The 19835-nt window shown below is 44.7% G+C and carries 18 protein-coding genes and 4 tRNA genes; 15 read left to right on the forward strand and 7 right to left on the reverse strand.

What is annotated here, in order from left to right:
* Positions 1–850 precede the first annotated feature (850 nt).
* Entirely contained in the window at positions 851–1816 is a 966-nt protein-coding gene (locus CK797_RS05125) for a DNA/RNA non-specific endonuclease (protein ID WP_104688688.1), read from the reverse strand.
* Positions 1817–1903: 87 nt separating this feature from the next.
* Between CK797_RS05125 and CK797_RS05130 the strand changes: the two genes are divergently transcribed.
* The 10 genes from CK797_RS05130 to CK797_RS05170 all read left to right on the forward strand — a co-directional run bounded on the left by CK797_RS05130 (position 1904) and on the right by CK797_RS05170 (position 10563).
* Positions 1904–2497 carry a site-specific integrase gene (locus tag CK797_RS05130; RefSeq protein WP_104688689.1) on the forward strand — a complete coding sequence of 198 codons (594 nt, stop codon included), beginning with the start codon at positions 1904–1906 and terminating at the stop codon, positions 2495–2497.
* A 137-nt stretch (positions 2498–2634) separates the two neighbouring features.
* On the forward strand, positions 2635–3045 hold the full coding sequence (locus CK797_RS05135; protein WP_104688690.1) for a VOC family protein: 411 nt from the start codon (positions 2635–2637) through the stop codon (positions 3043–3045).
* Positions 3046–3061: 16 nt separating this feature from the next.
* Positions 3062–4078: a zinc-dependent alcohol dehydrogenase family protein gene (locus tag CK797_RS05140; RefSeq protein ID WP_104688691.1), complete on the forward strand. Its 1017-nt coding sequence runs from the start codon at positions 3062–3064 to the stop codon at positions 4076–4078.
* Positions 4079–4300: 222 nt separating this feature from the next.
* Complete coding sequence (locus CK797_RS09090; RefSeq protein WP_181049536.1) at positions 4301–4462, forward strand: hypothetical protein; 162 nt, start codon at positions 4301–4303, stop codon at positions 4460–4462.
* A 113-nt stretch (positions 4463–4575) separates the two neighbouring features.
* Positions 4576–4648, forward strand: a tRNA-Val gene (locus CK797_RS05145).
* A gap of 27 nt (positions 4649–4675) precedes the next feature.
* Positions 4676–4747: transfer RNA gene (locus tag CK797_RS05150), tRNA-Gln, on the forward strand.
* 5 nt (positions 4748–4752) lie between these two features.
* Positions 4753–4827 (forward strand) — tRNA-Asp (locus CK797_RS05155).
* 100 nt (positions 4828–4927) lie between these two features.
* Positions 4928–6040 carry a hypothetical protein gene (locus tag CK797_RS05160; protein ID WP_104688692.1) on the forward strand — a complete coding sequence of 371 codons (1113 nt, stop codon included), beginning with the start codon at positions 4928–4930 and terminating at the stop codon, positions 6038–6040.
* A 514-nt stretch (positions 6041–6554) separates the two neighbouring features.
* Positions 6555–10148 carry a mucin-binding protein gene (locus tag CK797_RS05165; protein ID WP_104688693.1) on the forward strand — a complete coding sequence of 1198 codons (3594 nt, stop codon included), beginning with the start codon at positions 6555–6557 and terminating at the stop codon, positions 10146–10148.
* A gap of 148 nt (positions 10149–10296) precedes the next feature.
* Positions 10297–10563: a type II toxin-antitoxin system RelB/DinJ family antitoxin gene (locus CK797_RS05170; RefSeq protein WP_104688694.1), complete on the forward strand. Its 267-nt coding sequence runs from the start codon at positions 10297–10299 to the stop codon at positions 10561–10563.
* A gap of 279 nt (positions 10564–10842) precedes the next feature.
* Here CK797_RS05170 and CK797_RS05175 read toward each other — a convergent pair whose 3' ends face one another.
* Positions 10843–11652, reverse strand: a complete 810-nt coding sequence (locus CK797_RS05175; RefSeq protein ID WP_104688695.1) for an AraC family transcriptional regulator — start codon at positions 11650–11652, stop codon at positions 10843–10845.
* Between the two features lie 166 nt (positions 11653–11818).
* Here CK797_RS05175 and CK797_RS05180 point away from each other — a divergent pair, with 166 nt between their 5' ends.
* The 3 genes from CK797_RS05180 (at position 11819) to CK797_RS05190 (ending at position 16148) form a co-directional block, all read left to right on the forward strand.
* Positions 11819–13480 (forward strand): family 43 glycosylhydrolase, encoded by a 1662-nt coding sequence (locus CK797_RS05180; protein WP_104688696.1) that lies wholly within the window; start codon positions 11819–11821, stop codon positions 13478–13480.
* A gap of 5 nt (positions 13481–13485) precedes the next feature.
* A complete protein-coding gene (locus CK797_RS05185; RefSeq protein WP_104688697.1) occupies positions 13486–14733 on the forward strand; it encodes an MFS transporter in 1248 nt (415 codons plus the stop codon).
* 566 nt (positions 14734–15299) lie between these two features.
* Entirely contained in the window at positions 15300–16148 is an 849-nt protein-coding gene (locus tag CK797_RS05190) for an aldo/keto reductase (protein ID WP_104688698.1), read from the forward strand.
* 57 nt (positions 16149–16205) lie between these two features.
* Here the strand turns inward: CK797_RS05190 and CK797_RS05195 are convergent, their stop codons facing one another.
* Both CK797_RS05195 and CK797_RS05200 read right to left on the reverse strand, forming a co-directional pair.
* Complete coding sequence (locus CK797_RS05195) at positions 16206–16496, reverse strand: hypothetical protein (RefSeq protein WP_104688699.1); 291 nt, start codon at positions 16494–16496, stop codon at positions 16206–16208.
* Positions 16497–16499: 3 nt separating this feature from the next.
* Complete coding sequence (locus tag CK797_RS05200; RefSeq protein ID WP_104688700.1) at positions 16500–17453, reverse strand: 3-hydroxyacyl-CoA dehydrogenase family protein; 954 nt, start codon at positions 17451–17453, stop codon at positions 16500–16502.
* 87 nt (positions 17454–17540) lie between these two features.
* Here CK797_RS05200 and CK797_RS05205 point away from each other — a divergent pair, with 87 nt between their 5' ends.
* Positions 17541–18107 carry an RNA 2'-phosphotransferase gene (locus tag CK797_RS05205; protein WP_104688701.1) on the forward strand — a complete coding sequence of 189 codons (567 nt, stop codon included), beginning with the start codon at positions 17541–17543 and terminating at the stop codon, positions 18105–18107.
* Between the two features lie 68 nt (positions 18108–18175).
* Positions 18176–18249, forward strand: a tRNA-Pro gene (locus CK797_RS05210).
* Positions 18250–18306: 57 nt separating this feature from the next.
* Here CK797_RS05210 and CK797_RS05215 read toward each other — a convergent pair.
* From CK797_RS05215 to CK797_RS05225, 3 genes are all read right to left on the reverse strand, one after another.
* Complete coding sequence (locus CK797_RS05215) at positions 18307–18804, reverse strand: ECF transporter S component (RefSeq protein WP_104688702.1); 498 nt, start codon at positions 18802–18804, stop codon at positions 18307–18309.
* The gene (locus tag CK797_RS05220; protein ID WP_104688834.1) at positions 18801–19382 is read right to left on the reverse strand and encodes a TIGR01440 family protein; all 582 of its coding nucleotides are present in this window, start codon (positions 19380–19382) and stop codon (positions 18801–18803) included. The genes CK797_RS05215 and CK797_RS05220 overlap by 4 nt, the downstream gene beginning before the upstream one ends.
* A gap of 107 nt (positions 19383–19489) precedes the next feature.
* Positions 19490–19729, reverse strand: coding sequence for a hypothetical protein (locus tag CK797_RS05225; RefSeq protein WP_104688703.1), 240 nt, complete (start codon positions 19727–19729; stop codon positions 19490–19492).
* Positions 19730–19835: the final 106 nt, after the last annotated feature.

Below are 19835 nucleotides of genomic sequence, written 5' to 3' on the forward strand. Positions count from 1 at the left end.
GATCTTGGTATTGTCGGTAGCTGCGATTAACTTCGCTAAAGCTTACGCGATAATAAAAAAAGCTAATCGCAAGTAGCGACTAGCTGGTAAACTTAATTTCCGGAACGCAAAGGGACGAGAGCTGGTACCTCTTGTCCTTTTGCATATTCAGTATACCATACTAATGTTAGAAGGTCGATGCTTATTGCTGAAGCCGAAAGCATGTTAAAAGAAATAAACGAATTTGCAAGAAAATAGATTTATTCAAAGATGACGATAGCAGAGCAGCTACCGTTTTTTTATTTTACACTTATATATTTTCAACAGTACTGTAGCTTTTCACGCAAGATATTATGTAAACCAGGATTTGCTAATGACTAAACATAGTTGGGCAAATTAGTTAGTAAGATTATATTGATAATAATTAAATACAGAAGATTTAAAGTTTAATTATCAGGAATATTAAAGAGCATTCTAGTAATAACATATCACAATTAGCAAAAACAACTAACAATGCAATATAGCGGATTTGCTCTCAGACGATCTGAAATTTATTTAGATGGGTAGTTGATCGTCTCAATGTGTCTCAGAGCAAATAATAATTTTGCCCCTTTTTTTGGCTGATTTCTCGCTCATTTCAGGTGTTATTTCTTACAAATAACACTTGTAAAACGCCGCTAATATAGGAAATCACGATAAACAATTTTAATGAAATGTTATTTATCTGATATATAGCATAATAACATTTCATATTTTAGCCCGCTTTTACAGCCTAAAAATCGCCAAAAAGCAATAGATCGGCCATTAATTGTCGTTTAAGATATTATGTCAACTAAACCCCATTAAAAAACGTCACGCAATTATCGTGACGTCATTGATTAACCCGATAGTAATGACGAGGTTCTGTTGCAAATGGAGTGGGGTAATGACCGACCACCCGCAAGTCACCATTCCCAGCCGATTGGACATCACTGTCGTCCTCATTCATATTGATTGGAACGTATACCCGCATCTGCTGGTTGACCTGGCTGGCCCCAGTCTGATAATTCAGTGTTACTCCTGGCTCAACATTAAATAGGTAGACATTAAAATTCAATGTTCCATCAGTTGAAAGGGCCTGAAGATTGATTCCCCGGGCCATCATCTCATCTCCACGGAAAATCGGCGTGGCCTGGTAGATCACGTGCTTGCCGCGTTCAATAGCGTGGCGCACCTGAGCCTCATAATAAGTCTGTAGAACTTCGTTGGTGAAGTCTGTCTCTGTAAACAGGTTCCGAGGATTATCCTGATCGCCAAGTGCGCCAGCGTGAAACTGACCAGTCCGCGGGTCGATCCCGCCAGTCAGGGAGTATGCGATCAAGTGGCCCCGATTATAGACGAGGTTTCCGTCGCTATTGTTGTGCCAGCCGGTGGGTTGGATATCCTGTGATGTCCTCAGACTGGTGTTTGCGTGATTGCGGCTGTTTAGGAAGGCAGTATTACTACTAGCGGTACGCCGGGATCCGTCAAGCTGCTGATAGATAACCTGGTCGCGCCGCCAAGCCTTAGGATTAAGGGTTGACTGGCCATGATTGACTAGGATGACGGGATTATTCCCTGAATGGTAATCCAGTTGGGCCAGTTTACGATACTGGGACGCCGTGATCCCACCGGCCTGACTAGCTGGTCGCCGGTCGTGACCAGCAAATTCCAGCCGAACCTGCTGATCATGGCGAAAGTCATGGTAGGCAGCTAACCCGCTACCAAGAACCAGGCCGACCGCCAGCAGGGTAATTGTTCGATTGATATTACTAATCTTGGACAGGAGTGTCACCTCATTAAAACTCAATGTAACCATTTTAACAACAAATCATCGACGGTCAAGCTTAACCGCTTTTAAATGTGTTATCATAAATTAAATAACACCTAAGGAAGCAATATAACCGTGAGACAAATTGTATTACCAATTAAGGATTCAAATATTCTGACTGAGGTTCAGGATACCCTCCTGCATAACTTCAAAGCAGGGCGGCGCAACTACACAATCTTTCAAGTCGGCAAGGCTACCCTGCTACGGGTCAGTGATGTCCTCCGCCTCAAGCAGACTGATGTCTTCGATGACTACGGTGCCATTCGCCAGCACGCCTTTATCAAAGACAAGAAAACTGGCAAACCCAATACTCTCTACCTGCGACCAGTGACAAACGACCTGGCCATCTATCAGCAGTGGCTGAAGCGCAATCACTATGAGGGGTGGACGGAATGGCTCTTTCCATCGACCACCCGACCAGACAAGCATATCGATGAGCGCCAGTTCTACAATGTCATGCATCGGGTAGGTGACCTGCTAGACATCAATTACCTGGGTACGCATACGATGCGCAAAACCGGGGCCTACCGGGTCTACGTTCAGAGTAATTACAACATCGGTCTGGTGATGCGTTTGCTCAATCACTCCAGTGAGGCAATGACCCTGGCATATCTGGGGCTAGACCAAGTGAGTCGGGAGCAGATGTTGGATAAGATTGATTTTGGCTAGAATTGTGAGGGTTGTGTAAACCCCCACAATTTTTAAATATTTTGTGTCAACCGGTTGACACATGGCGCAAAAACAAGTATTATTAAAGATGTTGAAAGAGAAATACTTCACAAACTTGTTTAAGGAGATGGCTTTCAATGGCATTTAACAAGAGCTTGGCTGGATATTTCGATGATCTGGCTCACGTTGGGATTCCAACTGATGATATGAACAAGACGATTGCTTTCTGGGAAAAACTTGGTTTCAAGAAGCAGGGTCAATTTGACACTGACGATGCTGGTCACCAGGTTACCTTCATGAAGGCGGGGCACTTGATGCTGGAAATTTGGGACAGTGATGGTGCCGTTCACCAAACCGGTGCGATCAACCATATTTCATTAAACGTTGAAGATGCTGATAACGCCTTTAAGGCAGCTAAGGCAGAAGGCTTTGATGTCAAGGAAGATGAGGTTCAACACCTCGACTTCTGGAAGCATGGGATCAAGTTCTTCAACATTACCGGTCCCAACGATGAAACCATCGAATTTTGTGAGATTGTTAAAGATTGATTAGGAGGATTTTCTAATGAAAGCATTAGTTTTAACTGGATTAAAGCAGCTTGAAGTTCAAGACTACGATAAGCCTGAAGTTAAGCCCAATGAAGTGCTGATCCATACCGCTTGGGCTGGTATCTGTGGTACTGATAAGGCCCTCTATGGTGGTCTGCCGGGTTCTGCCGACGCCGTTCCACCAATCGTTTTAGGTCACGAAAACTCTGGTGTGATTGCTGCAGTTGGTTCCGCAGTTGAAAACTTCAAGGTGGGCGACCGGGTAAGTGTTGACCCAAACATTTACTGCCACAAGTGCCAATACTGCCGTTCATCCCGTCCAGAACTGTGTGAACACCTCGATGCTGTCGGTGTTACCCGTGATGGTGGTTTTGAAGAATACTTTACCGCTCCTGAAGAAGTTGTTTACCACATCCCAGACAACGTTTCCCTGGAAGCGGCTGCCGTAATCGAACCAATCTCCTGTGCTGAACACGGGGTTGACCTGCTCGAAACTCACCCATACCAAAATGCTGTTGTCATTGGAGATGGCTTCGAAGGTCAATTAATTGCCCAAATTCTGAAGTCCCGTGGTGTTCACGAGGTTACACTTGCTGGTTCTAATGAAGCCAAGTTGGAAAACAACCGGAAGCACTTTGGCTTCAAGACGATCAACAACCGTGAACATCCTGAAGAAGTTCAAAAGGACCACTACGACATCGTTGTCGAAGCCGTTGGTTTGCCACAAACTCAGGAACAAGCTGTTGAAGCTGCTGCCCGTGGTGGCCAAGTGCTGATGTTCGGTGTTGGTAACCCTGACTCCACCTTCAAGGTCAACACCTACAAGGTCTTCCAGAAGCAGTTGAAGATTCAAGGGACCTTCATCAATCCTTACACCTTTGAAGACTCCATCGCCCTGTTGCAATCTGGTGCCGTTGACCCACTGCCACTGATTTCTCACGTCTTAGACTTTGACCACGTTGAAGACTTCGTCAGCGGTAAGCTGAAGGGTGTTTCTAAGGCAATCGTTAAGGTAGCCGGTGAAGAAGCCTAACTAGTATCTTCCTAATTATTAGCCAAATTTAATTAACCAAAACCTGTCTCGCTTCGGTGGGGCAGGTTTTTTATTTGACGCATAAATAGCGCTATAATCATGAGTAGAGCTGGGTGGCTTTCTCAAAAATAAGCAGATATTAACCAAGAAACTGCATATGCATATCGCCAGGGTCAAAAACTAGTGAGTTAAGAAAGGACGTCTTTTTGAATGAAAGGTCACATGCGCAAAGCACATCACTTGAACCATCGTCAGAGCTTGATCTATGGAGCCACCCTCCTGCCGGTCAATACCTTCTTTAAGCTCTATCTTCGCGATCAAGAACGGAACGCACAAGAGCAGAAGAAGACTGAGCAGAGGGAAAGGCCTGATAGACACCCGTAGAACTACTAAATTATCTGACTCATGAAGAAAATTCAGGTTTTCTCTCAAATTTCCTTGCCATTTGAGACAATCCTTGATAATATAGTTTTTGTTGTCGTGTGACAATCATTCATGGAGGATTAGCTCAGTTGGGAGAGCGTCTGCCTTACAAGCAGAGGGTCACAGGTTCGAGCCCTGTATCCTCCATTGCGGCCCAGCCGCATAACTAAATATTGGGCTATAGCCAAGCGGTAAGGCAACGGTTTTTGGTACCGTCATGCGCTGGTTCGAATCCAGCTAGCCCAATATTTGGTCCGTTGGTCTAGTTGGTTTAGGACGCATCCCTGTCACGGATGAGATCACGAGTTCGAGTCTCGTACGGACCGTTTGCTTAAAGTCTTGCTTATCGCAAGGCTTTTTTGTTTTTAAACAATTTACTGTACAATGTAGATAAGCAAATAATGTAGTGGAAAGAGGGCCTTCACGATGTCTTATCAACTAGTCTACCTGCCTCAGAGTGGCAATAAGAATTATTGGACCATCAACAATAGCTTTACCCATAAGGATGACCAGCACCGCTTCTGGGCCCAGCTAGCACAATTATGTGCCGATTTTCCCGGGCTCAAGGAAAAGTTCCCGACCAGGTTTGCCAACAAGCGTGACGACCGTTTCTACATCTATACCGACGACGGGCAGGAGGTAGCGCTACTTACCTCCCAACTCAAGAATACTGAGACGGCGACGTCCCAGTCAACTACAACTCCACAACCACCAACTCAACTAGCGGTGCCACCGAAGGGTTACTATGCTATCGCTGCCCGGGTCGGTGGGATCCTGTATTACTATAGCAGTAAAACCGGAACTAACGGGGCGATGATCGGGGCACAAGACGGGATAATCCGTTTTTGGAAACAACACGAACTCAACAAGGCAATAGCGACCGTCCGAAACCTTTGCCAAAATGACAAGTTTCTTCGGAGGCTTCCAGGCCTGCGTCCAGAAATGCTAACGGTCATTAACGCACGGACTGGTACTTCCGTATGGCCGTTAAACAATGTTGATCAGGAGGCAGCAACTCCCGTGGAGGCGGAGTCTGCCAACCAAAACGCCGCGCTACTGACGGAAGTTAAACAGCTGCTTAGCAACCACTTCGACCCCGCTAAACATGAGGGAATCCATAATGACCAGGGCTTTCGTTTTGATCCGCCAACTGTCGATCTGGATCAATACGATGCCAGCAAGGTCTTCGCAGCCCTGTGCTACCTTATCGAGGCCCTTAATCAGCGGCCGGCAGTTGACGAGCTGTTGAACATTTATGACAAATTGATCCTCCAAGACTACCTACACACAGTTGAGCTGGTTGATAACCAGCAGATCGACGGTGATGCCTTCGTAGCAGCTTTCCACCAAATGCGGCAACAGCGGCGTAAGGTTAAGGACTTGAGCATCCTGTTGGACACCATTGACCAAAACATCAACCAGACGCTGCTACTGAGAGAACTACTCAAACACCAATCCCTGCGCAACCAGTACCATTTCCGTAACCGTGAGCTTGGGGCACGCCTGTTGAGCATGATCGATACTAGAGATGACCAGTAATACTCGTATTTTAAGGAATCGTCACTATAACGGTTTCCAGCGATTAGAATAATTATGATAGTCATTACCCGCATGGTATTAAAGAGGGGAGTGGGAGGGGAGTGACCTCATCCTAAAAAGGCCTCCGCTTCCTGTAATAATCATTATATCCAAATCCATATATTTTATTCCGTGATAAGAAACTCGTCGCATATTAAGACGAGTTTTTTATATTTAAGGGCTTCTAATTGGGTGCTGAAAGCCTTTTAAATTTCGCCAAATATTAATAAAAAATTATACTTTATTTATCGATATGTAATTATTTTAATTTTCAAAATTAACTTAATAAACCCAGAAATATGATTTTTTACTATGAGTTTACTACAAAACTATGCCTTTAAAAGTCTTTCTTTCATAGTGTTAATTTATATGACCAGTTAGTATAAGATGTATTTAAGAACTGCAGTTTCGTGTAAAAATAAGAAAAATTTAATTTTGATATATCAAATTGGTTGTTACACAGGAGGGAGATTTTATGGCTAAGCGGAATAGAGAACTATTACTTCAAAGTGGAACGAATGAAAAGCAACGTTGGGCAATCAGAAAATTATCAATCGGGGTTGTATCAGTATTTATTGGGACGAGTCTATTCTTTCTAATAGATAGCAATACTCGTGTTAATGCTGATAGCATAAGTAACGAATTGTCAGGACAAACGATTATTCAAGATTCTACTTCTAACAGTTTAGATCAACCCGTTAGTGAGCAGGAATCAGCTTCACCTACAACGGGTAACCAAGAGGCAAAGGCTGAAAGCACCAATCATTCAAATAATCAGGAGACTGCTTCCAACAAATCAGCTAGCAATAATAATTCATCTGAGAATTCAGAAGACAACTATGTAGCTGTAGAGACAAAGCAGTTAGCTCAGACAAGTAACCGCGCTGGTGGGGATGGTGAAATTTCAACTGACTCTATCAGTGAGAATAAAACGAAGTTGGCGAAAGCAAATGCAGACACTACGGCCGTTCCTGGCTTTTCAGTAACGGATCCAGAATATCCCAGTGAAATGTATCGCGATCCAAATCCGGAACATTATTCATTCCTCTGGGTTGGCCAGACAGGTAATGGCTACCAAACCGTAATTTCAACTAATAGGAATGGGGATGGCCAAATTCACGTCTTTGAATTGGATCAGAGCAACACCGTCCTCAATTCATTTGATTTGGATAAAAATCAAAGCCGCACGTCCCGACAGACGGGAGTCACATACTTTAACGACGAATACGCCGGACTGGTTAGAGCCGGATCACCAAGAAGATGGACACTAAAATATGAGGTTTCAGGTGGCAAGAGTGATCATCCATACAATGCCATCAGTTTTATTGTGCCGCGGCTGAATACTCAAGTAACCTCATATCACGACGAAGACGGTAACGACATCATTGATAACAACTCGGAAAAGATCGAATCGGTTGTCCAGCGAGGCTTAGACGGTCAAAAGTATACAACTACTGGGACAAAGCTCATCAATGGTTATTATGCTAAAGCGCCGTCTAATGCTCAGGGAACAATGTCACCTTATGGTAAGATTGGCAGCAAGTATGAAAAGAATTGGCACGATGGCTACATTGCTGAATTTACGCAAATCAATAATGCCGGTGATATGTCTGTTCAGATGTATCGTGAAGACCGACAAGGCAACAGAACTCCTGTCAACCGGCCGATGATTATTAAACCTGGAGATATCGACGTATATTCAGGCGTGAACAATATCTACTTGAGAAGTATTTACGTTCCACAGACAATTGATATTAGGTATGTATATAAAAAGTTAGGGAATACTGTCCCTGTTGATGAGGATAATAATCCATTTAAGGGGAACACACCAACCCAATATCCTAACGACCCGAATGACCCGACTAAAGCCGGGAAGGTTGTTATTCCTCAATACGAAGGATATACACCAAAAATTAATGGTGTACCTGTAGGCCCAGATGGCTTCATTCCAACTGATCCAGGTGAAGATACTATGGTTGTCTACACCGCTAACCCTGCTACGGCCTTGGTAAGGTTTGTTGATGATACTGATAGTCGTAACCTCACCAATGTCGAATTGAATGGGAAGACTGAGAAAACGATTGACTTTGGCAAGGCTAATGCGCAGTTGAAGTTCTACCTCGACCGTGGGTACAAGTTAGTTACCAGTGAAATCCCAACGATGGAAACCAAGTTCGACACCAAAGATGACACCGATGGACCAAGTCAGGTCTTTGTTGTCCATTTGGAACACGACACGGTTACCGTGACACCGGACAATCCAGTAGATCCAGGTGACAAGATCAACCCGAATGACCCAGATAGCCCAACTTACACGCCAGATCAGGCTAAGGTCACCGAAGATCATTCCTTGACCGTTCACTATGTCGGCGCCCCAAACAATCCAGCTGATAACCAACAACACTCCCACTGGACCCGGGAAGTAACCATCGATAAGGTTACCGGGAAGACAATCTCCAGTACCGACTGGACAACGACCGATTCCTACGCCGCGGTCAAGTCGCCGGAGATTACTGGCTATACGCCGGATAAAGAAGTCGTCAATGAACCAACTGTTCGGGAAGACCAGGAAGTTACCGTTACCTATACTGCTAACTCCGCCACAGCCCTAGTACGGTTTATTGATGAAACTGAAAACCGTAACCTCTCGAATATCGAATCGAAGGGGAAGACGGGGGAGACCATTGACTTTGACAAGGCTAACGCGCAATTAAAGTTCTACCTTGACCGTGGGTACAAACTGGTCGCTAACGAAATTCCAACGACGGAAACCAAGTTCGACACCAGTGATGATACTGATGGCCCGAGTCAAGTCTTCATTGTTCGGCTGGAGCACGACACGGTTACTGTGACACCGGACAATCCAGTAGATCCGGGCGATAAGATCAACCCGAATGACCCAGATAGTCCTACTTATACGCCTGACCAGGCTAAGGTCACCGAAGATCATTCCTTGACCGTCCACTATGTGGGGGCTCCAAACAATCCAGCTGATAACCAGCAACACTCCCACTGGACTAGGGAAGTAACCATCGACAAGGTTACCGGGAAGACCATCTCCAGTACTGACTGGGTAACAACGGACTCCTATGTCGCTGTCAAGACGCCGGAGATTGCTGGCTACACGCCGGATAAAGAAGTCGTCAACGAGCCAACTGTTCGGGAAAACCGGGAAGTTACTGTTACCTATACTGCTAACTCCGCTACGGCCTTAGTGCGGTTTATTGATAATACCGAGAACCGTAATCTTGCTGACCTTGAGTCGAAGGGGAAGACGGGGGAGACCATTGACTTTGACAAGGCTAACGCGCAATTGAAGTTCTACCTTGACCGTGGGTACAAACTGGTTGCTAACGAAATTCCAACGACGGAAACCAAGTTCGACACCAGTGATGATACTGATGGTCCAAGCCAAATTTTCATTGTTCGACTAGAGCATGATACCATCACTGTGACGCCGGACAATCCAGTAGAACCGGATGATAAGATCAACCCGAACGACCCGGATAGTCCTACTTATACTCCGGATCAAGCCAATGTTGTTGAAGACCACACCTTGACCATTCATTATGTGGGAACTCCGAATAACCCGGCTGATAACCTGCAGCACTCGCGTTGGACCCGAGAAGTAACTATCGACAAGGTTACTGGAAAGACGATCTCCAGCACCGACTGGACAACGACCGATTCCTACGCCGCCGTTAAGTCGCCGGAGATTGCTGGCTACGCACCGTATAAGGAGGTTGTCGATGAGCCAACTGTCCGAGAAGACCGTGTGATTACGGTAACCTATGTAAAGAAGGATCAGGAACTGCCAGTTCCACCTGAAGACGACAAGCCATCTCAGAATAACCAAGAACAACCTAAACCTAATGAAACTACGAATAATCAACCAAAACAGGGAAATAAACTTCCAGATCAGATAGTTAATAGTAAGACTACGGATACTAAGACATTGCCTCAGACTGGTGTGGGCCCAGACAATAACCAGGCACTCTTAGGTAGTCTGTTATTAAGCCTTGCTGTTTTCTTAGGACTTCCATATAAAAAGAAGCAACGAACTAAGTAAGTAATCCCTAGAATTTAAAAATAGACGAAAGGCTAAGCCTATTTATATAAATCCTCTTTGGGATTGACACTTTAATAATTGCAAAGTGTTAAATCTTAAAGGGGATTTTATACTAGTTGGCGTTTTAATACTAAAGAGGTAATTAATAATGGAATCAAAAGTACAAGTAAGTATTGCTTCTAATGTGAAGGAAAATGCCGAAAACATTATTGAAGAAGTCGGTTTAACACCAACGACCGTAATTAACGGGCTATACAGACAGATTATTGCTACCGGAGGAATCCCATTTAGTTTTTCTTTGACACCAAAGCAAATAGCTGCATTAAGATTAAAAGAAATACCAAAAAATACTAATACTAAGGTTCATGAAATAACCTCAGAAAAAGAGTTTGAGAAACTATTCGATGATGACTAGATAGATAATTATAGATTTGTACATAACAAAAGATCGTCTTGTTAACTATGGACAAGACGATCTTTTTATAAAAAAACTATGTTTTCACATTTTGTTGAAAATGAAAGACCGTCCACATAGAACTTTGGCCGGTTCACGGACGATCTTTCATTAATCTAAAGTAGCAAAGCCACCGTTCTGATAATAACGAGATCAGGGTAGAAGTATTCTTTTACATCAACCTGTCATTAAAATTATAGTTTTAATGAAGCCAAGCTGCAAGTCTCCCTATCTTCACAACTATTTATTTCCCTGTCGTCGCAATGCACTTGGTAAAATACCAAACATCTCCTTAAAGGTCTTACGTGCTGTACGTTCATTATTAAGACCATTTTCTTGCATTAATTTTTTGATTGGTCGATCAGTTTTCAAAATATCTTGATAAAAGCGGTTGATTCTCACACCATAAATATACTTAAGCAGAGAAATCCCTGTTTGTTCCTTAAAAATTCTTGAAAGATAGCTGGGATTATAACCAAAACGACGAGCAAGTAAGTTAACAGTTAACTGTTCTTGATAATTCTGATTAATATAAATGATTACATTCTTAAGTTGATTGTTGCTGGCTACAAATGACCTTTGTCGAGCAAACTTAGTAAAGATTATTTTTAATATCTTAAGAAGGATAATCTCACTATCAAATTTATATCCGTCAGTTTGAGCAATATCAACCTCTCCAAAGTGTTTAATAAGTTTCACAATTGTTTTATATTCTGGTAAATCTACTTGTCCATTTTTAAAATCAACCTTTTCGGGGTAATCAAGATAGCGTTCAAGTGTCGAAATTGGAATCTGAAAAACCATTGCCCTGTTAGGTGTATTTGCAACTGAATGAACAGCACCTGAAGGAACTATGATAAATTGTCCTGATTTTAATATAAATAGCTGTCCTTCAATATTAAAGTCAAGACGACCGTCAAAAACACAAACAATTTCAATACTACTATGCCAATGAAAAGGAACATAGCCGCTTGTCCCTGTAGATGACCGCCAAAAACGAATGCCAATGTTGGTATTAACAACAACATTTTCATGATGATTTTGTACCATTCTCTCACCTTAACCTGTAATTTCTTACTTAAAAATATTTAATAATCTACGGAAAGCTCAAATCATCTTGTCATGTATCCGCTTCCAATATATTATTTTACTGAAGTTGATTTGAAGAATCAACTAACTTCAAAAGTTCATTTTATTACACTAGGAGGAAATTTCCGTGAGTACAATTACAAACCCTATTATTCCCGGAATGGCACCAGATCCATCAATCTTACGGGTCGATAATGATTATTATATTGCAACATCAACATTCCACTGGCAACCGGCTATCCAAATTTTTCATTCAACAGACTTGGTTAACTGGCAACTTATTGACTATGCCTTAAAAGACACTGATCTTAACCTGCAAGGAACTAATACGCCAGCTGGTATTTGGGCACCCCATCTTTCCTACGATACTGAAAGCAAAAAATTTTGGCTTGCATATTGTCATGTTCAGAATATGGCTGGACGTGAGTTTAATGCTGAATCGTACGCCATTTGCTCTGACTCGATTACAGGTCCATGGTCAAAACCACTGTACCTAACGTCTATTGGCTTTGATCCCTCACTCTTTCATGATGAAAATGGGAAACATTATATAGCTGTACTCGAATGGGAAACACGAGAGGGCTATCAGGCACCCGGCCACATTGTGATTAGTGAAGTTGACTTAACAAATGGCAAAATTAAGGGCTGGCATCGAGTTACCACCGGTTTTACAAGCCGTGGCTGTGTCGAAGCCCCACAAATTTACAAGCATAATGGCTACTACTATCTTTTGCTAGCTTCTGGCGGAACAGGTTATGCCCACGGTGTTGAGTTAGGACGTGCCAAACAGATCTTCGGACCATACGAAGCCAACCCAACCCACGAACCGATTATTACTTCATCCCCACACCATCTTTTCTCGCTTGGAGACCCTGATGCCGGTCACTTTGAAATGTACAATCCAAACTCAACAATTCAAAAATCTGGTCATGGTTCATTAGTTAAAACTTCTGACAACAAATGGTATATTGCTCACCTAATGTCTCGACCACTTGCCGGAACTAAACTTAATCCCCTTGGTCGAGAAACCGGTCTGCAGCAAATGCATTGGACTGATGACGGATGGCTAGAAATGGCAGACGGTAGTAATTTTGCTAAGCAAACTGTCCAGGTTTCCAACACTGATGTTCAACAGGATGCCCATATTTTCGATATTGATGATCACTTCAATAATGGCCAATACGACAAGCGCTTCATGACTCCTTATCACAAACAGGATCAAAGTTGGGTTAAAGTCGTTAATGGCAAGCTTTCAATTAGCGGTCGAAATTCATTCTTCTCTCAGGTTAGTCCATCGATTATGGGAACACGAGCAACCTCACTAAATTACTATGTTCAAACTAAGCTTGAATTTCATCCAACACACTATTCAGAAACTGCTGGCCTTGGTTTATATTATGATGCTAACAATTGGTTTTACGTTCGACTTTGTCAAGCCAACAATGAAAAAGGCCTTGTATTGCGGGCTCTACAAGCCAAGCTTGGCCAACGAATAGATTTTATGTTTGATGAAGTAAGGGTTCCTAATAATACTGCAGAAATTAGGATTAATTACCATAATGGTATTGCTACCGTTAATTATCGCTTCACCGATTGTAAATGGACCCAATTAGGTCATCAATTTGATCTCTCCTACCTCTCTGATGAAGGAGTCAATGGTGAACCAGGTGAAATTGGCGGTTTTACCGGACTCTTTAATTTCATTGGTGCTGTGGATGCATATGAGCATCAATCGCATGGTGACTTCGAATATTACCAAGTTAAAACTGAAATTCTTAGAAAGGATTGAAAAACATGAAAAAAGTAACAATAAATCTTAAACGGTTATTACCAGCCCTCGTGATTGGACCAGCAAGTTGGTTAGGTCCGTACGTTGTTATGAATAGCCTCTTTCTACCGGCACTGATCCAAAAAATCGATGCCCCGAATAAAGTTCAGTTGGTTGCCCTCTTCTCAACAATGGGAATGATATTTGCAGCTATTTCTAATATGATTGCCGGAGCACTTTCCGATCGAACTCATTCTCGATTCGGGAAACGGGCACCTTGGATTGTTGGTGGTGGTTTCTGTTTCATGCTAGCCATGATTGGAGCCTCATTATGCTATAACATTCCAGCATTGCTGATCGCTTGGATGATTGGACAAGTGGCCTTAAACTTTATTGTTGCCCCAATGGTTGCTTGGATTGATTTTGCTCCTGAAGGTGGCCGTGCCACAGCTTCCTCTGCTTATGGTGGTTTAGGGATGGCTTTGGGTAACAATGGATTCAATGTTATTGGAGCAATGTTTCTTAGTCAATTCCGGCTTGGCTTTGTTATTTTTGGTATTTTTGCCTTTATTGGTACCCTTATTGCCGTCTTAATTATTCATGAACCATCAAATCTTAATGAGAAAAACCCTGAACCAGCAAAGAAGCAAAAAGAAAAGTACCACCTTAGCTGGCACTACATCACTTCGATATTCCCACGCTGGTCAATTGGTCGCGACTACTATTTAGCATTAATCGGTAAACTTTTTCAAGGTGTTGGTAACTTTGCCATTACCGGATATATCCTTTATATTATGACTGACTTCTTGCATCGAGGCAGTCAAACACAGTCATCAATTCAACTGATTAACGGAATCATGTTAGCATTTGGAATCTTGATGGGGTTTGTTGCCGGTCCGATCGCTGATAAGTTGAAAATACTTAAATTCCCGGTTGGCTTCTCAACAATCTTCTTAGCAATTGCTGCTCTTGCTCTCTTCTTTATGCGAAATACGACTGGAATCATCATCTATGCTCTATTTGCCGGTCTTGGAATGGGCCTATGGAACGCTCTCGATAATCTTTTGAACCTCGAAGTTATTCCAGATAAAAACCGTGTTGCCTTCTTCTTGGGAGTTTATAACCTCGGAAATACAATCACTCAGGCAATTGCACCTGTAATTGCGGGAACCGTTATCTCAATTTGGGGATATTCTGCTGTCTTCGGTGTATCATTCATTTTTGCCCTTGTTGGTGGTATTTGCATGCTTACAATCAAGAGCGTTAAATACTAATTTCATTTTTATATAATTTTAGACGAATAGGAAACGAACCATGATTTTGAAAAGTCAAAATTACGGTTCGTTTTTGTAAATACCTAAATAATTATTAATAACCATCCTATACTGACAAAAGGGTATGATAACAATCTCTAATAGCCGTTGTGAGTAAAACAAAAGCCGCGCAACGATCATCTCGTTGGCGCGGCTTCCATACTTCTATTCATCGATCTGCTTAAGTGCTGTTCGACAATAGTAGCAATTGATGTGACCATACTTCTTCAGCATGCTTTTAACTTGACTATGGCTGAATTCGTAGTGCTCGTGGCAATTTGGACACACAAAATATTCTTTTTTAGATAATAATTTCAATAGCGTCCCCATTGTTTTTCAAACTCCCCTAATTTATATCACGCTTACCTAGTCAACTATACACTAGTCGGATAGATCAGACAAGGCACCGCGCATTTTGTCATTGAGAATTAATATTTGTAATCTTTTTATCCTCAAAGGCAATTCTTGCAAGCGCTTTGCTAGCCTATGATAAAATAAACATAAATAATCTTTAAGGAGGAATAGCAATGCAAACAGTTAAGATTGGGGCAACGTCTCTACCCGCTGTCGGGATTGGTACCTGGCATACCGGAGATGATCCTCAGAAACGTCCTGCGGAGGTCCAGGCAATCCGAATCAGCCTCGATCACGGTGTCCGGGTAATTGACACGGCCGAAATGTACGGAATGGGCCGCGCCGAGGAAGTCGTCAAAGAGGCAATTCAGGGATATGCACGTGACCAAATCTACATTATTGACAAAGTCTTACCAGAAAACGCCAGCCACCGCCAGCTGGAACGCAGCCTTGACCAAAGTCTCCGCCGGGTAGGCACCGATTACTTTGACCTCTACCTATTGCATTGGCGGGGATCGGTGCCACTATCTGAGACCGTCGATGAGCTGGAGCGGATGGTTACCAAGGGCAAGATTCGTCACTGGGGAGTTTCTAATTTTGATGTTGCCGACTTGCAGGAACTTTGGCAACTCCCTGCCGGCCAGTACTGTGTTGCTAATGAAGACCTCTATAATCTTGATGAGCGGGGAATTGAGTTTGGCCTTCTTCCCCTAATGAAAAAGCATAACCTACCGCTGATCGCATATTCGCCGCTGGCCCAGGCTGATACCATTTCCGGACAGCTCACCACCGATCCGCTCCTGGGCGAGCTGGCGGCCAACCACCAGGCCAGCGTCTATCAGATTATGCTTGCCTGGACCTTGCGCTACGGAAATGTCCTATCCATCCCCAAGGCCGGTTCTCCAGAACATGCTCTGGCTAACATCCAAGCGGCCGCAATCACCTTTACAGATGACGAGCTAACCGCCCTGGCCAAACGCTTTCCAGCGCCAACCAGTAAGCAGCCGTTAGCTACCATTTAAAACAACACAAAACCACCTGCCCAGCGGTATTACTGCCTGGATCGGTGGTTTTACTATCTAGTTTTGTTTGGCCAGTATTACATTCCCGTTGGCGGGATTTCCATATACAATGTACTTACCGCTAAGCTTAACAACCGGGGTGGCGGCACCGAGCTTCAACCCCCGAATGGAGTACTCGCCATCAAACTCGCCGACCTTCTCAAACAAGGCGGGGATGGTTGCCTGGTCAGTAATAATAACCTCGAATTCGCCATCGACACCGCCGTTGCTAAACTGAATACTGGTTCCGTCAGCCCGGGTTAACGTCACCTGACCGGTGGTCGTTGATTGCCTTATTTCTTGCTGCACTGTCTAATCCTCCCTCTTATCGTGGTCACGCTTAAGCTGCGCGAGGAGTTTCCGGTCACGGTTAGCGATAACCTCTTTACCAGCATCTCCCTGCCAGTCATAGAATCCCTGACCGGATTTTAGCCCCAGTTTACCATGGTCAACCAGCTTTGCAAGGGTTGAGTCAGTCCCAGTATCATTGGCCAAGTCTGCATACAAGTAGGAACTGATATTCTTGAAGACATCCAGCCCGCCCAAATCAGCACTGGCAATGGGCCCAACCAGGTTCCAACGGCGACCAAGGCTGTACTTAACAATATCATCAACGGCCTCTGGACTGGCAATTCCTTCATCGACAATGTGGAAGGCTTCCCGGAGGACAGCTAACTGGATTCGATTTCCGACAAAACCGAGTGCGGCCTTCTTAAGTGGAACAGCATGCTTACCGATCTTGTTCATCAAGGCCACCGTTAAATCAACCGTCTCCTGACTAGTTGCATTGCCAGGGACAACTTCCACCAATGGCATCAGTTGGGCCGGGTTCCAAAAGTGGGCAACCACGAACCGCGCCGGATACTTGAGGACACTTTGCAGAGCAGTCGGACTCAGCCCCGACGTATTGGTAGCCAGAACCGCCGTCGAACTGACCTCCTGTTCGATCGCCTGCCAAACCTGCTGTTTGACTTGCTGGTCTTCAACGACCGACTCAATTACGAAATCAGCATCTCGACAGGCTGCTGCCAGATCGGTGGTCGGCGTTATCCGTGCCAAGATGGCACCCGGATCCTCATTTAGCAACCCGGCTTTTTGGAAAGTTGCCAGGTCGCTAGTGATTGCCGCCTGACCGTGCTGAAGCCCATCTTCCTTATGATCATACAGGCGGACCGGATAGCCAGCCAAGGCAAACTGGAGAGCTATCGCGTGCCCCATTGTCCCGGCACCGACGTTCGTGATCGTCTTAATATCGGTTAATTTCATCTCATAACCTCCTTTGTTCATCTTATAACTTAATTATATCATTTCACGATCCCCAACCAGGTGGTACGATAAAGAGAAGGTGATTAAATGGCAGATAACAAGCTAAAATACCTCAGCAAGAAGATGTCCTACGCCCTACGCCACAATCCGGATAAGTATGGGATCAAGCTTAATGACTATGGATACACTGACCTTAGCTGCTTCATTGATGCCCTCAACCGGGTCCACCACCTGACTCTGACCAGGGATGATATTACGGCCGTGATCGCCCACAGTACTAAGCAGCGTTTTGAAATCAAGGGCGATCGAATCTGTGCCCTGTACGGCCACTCGCTCCCAGGCATTATCCACCATCGGGTTGCTACCCCACCGGCGATCCTCTATCACGGGACCGCCCGCCGGTTTCTCCCAAGTATCAGAGAACTAGGCTTGTTGCCAATGCAGCGACAATTCGTTCACCTCTCAACAGATATCCAAACGGCGCAGGCGGTTGGACGCCGGCACGACAGCCAGCCCGTGGTCCTTGAAGTTGACACCCATGCAGCTCAGGCGGCCGGGATTCAGCTCTATGTTGGAAACGATCAAGTCTGGCTGGCAGACGAGATTCCGGCACGTTTTCTCTACGGTTGGCCAGAAAATTTGATAAATTCTTAGAAAAAGGCTTTACGAATCCTTCTTTTCTTGCTATTATAATATTCGTTCGTTGCGAACGGATATGATTTCGGAAAATAGCTCAGCTTGGTAGAGCACCTGGTTTGGGACCAGGGGGTCGCAGGTTCGAATCCTGTTTTTCCGATTTTTTATTTTTAAACAAAAAAGCGTCTGACCGTGAAAGCAGTCAGGCGCTTATTTATTATTGCATTCGTTTACGTAAGTGCGGAACCAGCCAAAGAGCCAGTGCACCACCAATAATCCCCTGTAGGAGGTTTCCGCCAATACTTAAGATACCAACCATCCAAGTATGATACATGAAAGAATCACTGAAGAAGTAGCAGAGGGTCATCACTACCACTCCACAGACCAAAGCCAGGCACTGATAGCCGCGCCGGTTACCGGCCCGCTGACCAAGATAACCGGTCGTCAATCCCTCTAATCCGTGGGCAACTAAGGAAAACAGGGCATACTGGGGATAGCCAGATAGCAGGTCCAAAAACATCCCCCCGAAGCCCCCGACGGCCGTTCCGTAAGCGGGGCCAAGCAGCAACGCCGCAATCAGAATCCCGGCATCACAGAGGTTGATGTAGCCGTGGGTCCAAGGGATGGGGATGACAAAGAAGCGGCCCAACACTACTGCCAGGGCCAGCAGCAACGCCGCCAGGGTCAATCGCCGTAAGCGCTGGTTGTTTTTCATCGGCCGCCCTCCTCGTGCTGGTTGAAGGGATCCCAGGTATATTTGGCTCGGGGACCACCGATGTACTTGGGACGCGAGGATAAGTAGGTCGTGTGGGCCGCACCAATCGTCTTCACCGATGTCCGGACCGGGACCTGGACGAACTTAACCTGCATCCCGATTGCCGTATCCCCGATGTCCATTCCGGCATCGGCCTGAATATGCTCGACCTCAATTGGTTCTTTGAAATTTTCAAAGGCCGCAATCTGCCCTGCTCCACCGGCATGAATCTGCGGATAGACCATAACCTGCTCGAGGTCATGGTCCTTGGCAACCGCCCGTTCAACCACCAGGGCCCGATTGATGTGCTGGCATCCCTGAACGGCCAGGTGAATGCCCAGGGGACGCAGGGTATCAAGGATCGTCTTTATAATGGTCCGGCCAATTTCAATGCTCGAATCATCGCCGATCCTTTTTCCCCGCACCTCACTCGTGCTCAGGCCGAGAACAAAGATGTCACCGGCTTTCAGCTGGGCCTGATTCAGCAGTTCTGTGAGTCCTTGCCGGGTCTGCTGCTTAACCTGCTTCAAATCTACCATTTGATCAATCACACTTTCTCTCATGTTTTTCTCATTGATTGTTAATTATTTTAACACAGCTAAAGAAAGCCGTCACCTCGCTTACGAAATGACGGCTTATTCGTTGTTTATCGTGGGTCTGGATCTGCCCGCTTGACCAGCTGCATGATCAGGTAGTCCCGGGCATCTTGTTCTGACATCTGAACCCCGTTGATCGTCAATGGACCATCGTTCAGCTCCGTAGCATCCCCTTTGCCCTTCAAGATCCGGTCTACTAGTTCTGGATTGTCATAGTATCGATCCAATAGTTCTGCTGTTGACAGCTGCCGAAGGACCTCAGCGTAGGCCCTGTTCTTCTCCATCCGCATTGCTAAAGCTTCCTCTCGTTTAATTACTTACTTTTTATTATAGCACTTTCGTAGCGTAAGACGTGAAGGACTCTTCTACCATCAGAGATAAGGTATAATAGGGTTA

Origin of the sequence: Limosilactobacillus pontis (genome assembly GCF_002940945.1) — a bacterium.
Taxonomy (GTDB): Bacteria; Bacillota; Bacilli; order Lactobacillales; family Lactobacillaceae; genus Limosilactobacillus; species Limosilactobacillus pontis_A.

Coding starts and splice junctions, on each gene's coding strand:
- CK797_RS05135 (WP_104688690.1), top strand. CDS start 2,635: ATGGCATTTAACAAGAGCTTGGCTGGATATTTCGATGATCTGGCTCAC.
- CK797_RS09090 (WP_181049536.1), top strand. CDS start 4,301: ATGCGCAAAGCACATCACTTGAACCATCGTCAGAGCTTGATCTATGGA.
- CK797_RS05175 (WP_104688695.1), bottom strand. CDS start 11,652: ATGGTACAAAATCATCATGAAAATGTTGTTGTTAATACCAACATTGGC.
- CK797_RS05200 (WP_104688700.1), bottom strand. CDS start 17,453: ATGAAATTAACCGATATTAAGACGATCACGAACGTCGGTGCCGGGACA.
- CK797_RS05205 (WP_104688701.1), top strand. CDS start 17,541: ATGGCAGATAACAAGCTAAAATACCTCAGCAAGAAGATGTCCTACGCC.
- CK797_RS05220 (WP_104688834.1), bottom strand. CDS start 19,382: ATGGTAGATTTGAAGCAGGTTAAGCAGCAGACCCGGCAAGGACTCACA.
- CK797_RS05160 (WP_104688692.1), top strand. CDS start 4,928: ATGTCTTATCAACTAGTCTACCTGCCTCAGAGTGGCAATAAGAATTAT.
- CK797_RS05165 (WP_104688693.1), top strand. CDS start 6,555: ATGGCTAAGCGGAATAGAGAACTATTACTTCAAAGTGGAACGAATGAA.
- CK797_RS05185 (WP_104688697.1), top strand. CDS start 13,486: ATGAAAAAAGTAACAATAAATCTTAAACGGTTATTACCAGCCCTCGTG.
- CK797_RS05215 (WP_104688702.1), bottom strand. CDS start 18,804: ATGAAAAACAACCAGCGCTTACGGCGATTGACCCTGGCGGCGTTGCTG.
- CK797_RS05140 (WP_104688691.1), top strand. CDS start 3,062: ATGAAAGCATTAGTTTTAACTGGATTAAAGCAGCTTGAAGTTCAAGAC.
- CK797_RS05190 (WP_104688698.1), top strand. CDS start 15,300: ATGCAAACAGTTAAGATTGGGGCAACGTCTCTACCCGCTGTCGGGATT.
- CK797_RS05225 (WP_104688703.1), bottom strand. CDS start 19,729: ATGCGGATGGAGAAGAACAGGGCCTACGCTGAGGTCCTTCGGCAGCTG.
- CK797_RS05170 (WP_104688694.1), top strand. CDS start 10,297: ATGGAATCAAAAGTACAAGTAAGTATTGCTTCTAATGTGAAGGAAAAT.
- CK797_RS05125 (WP_104688688.1), bottom strand. CDS start 1,816: ATGGTTACATTGAGTTTTAATGAGGTGACACTCCTGTCCAAGATTAGT.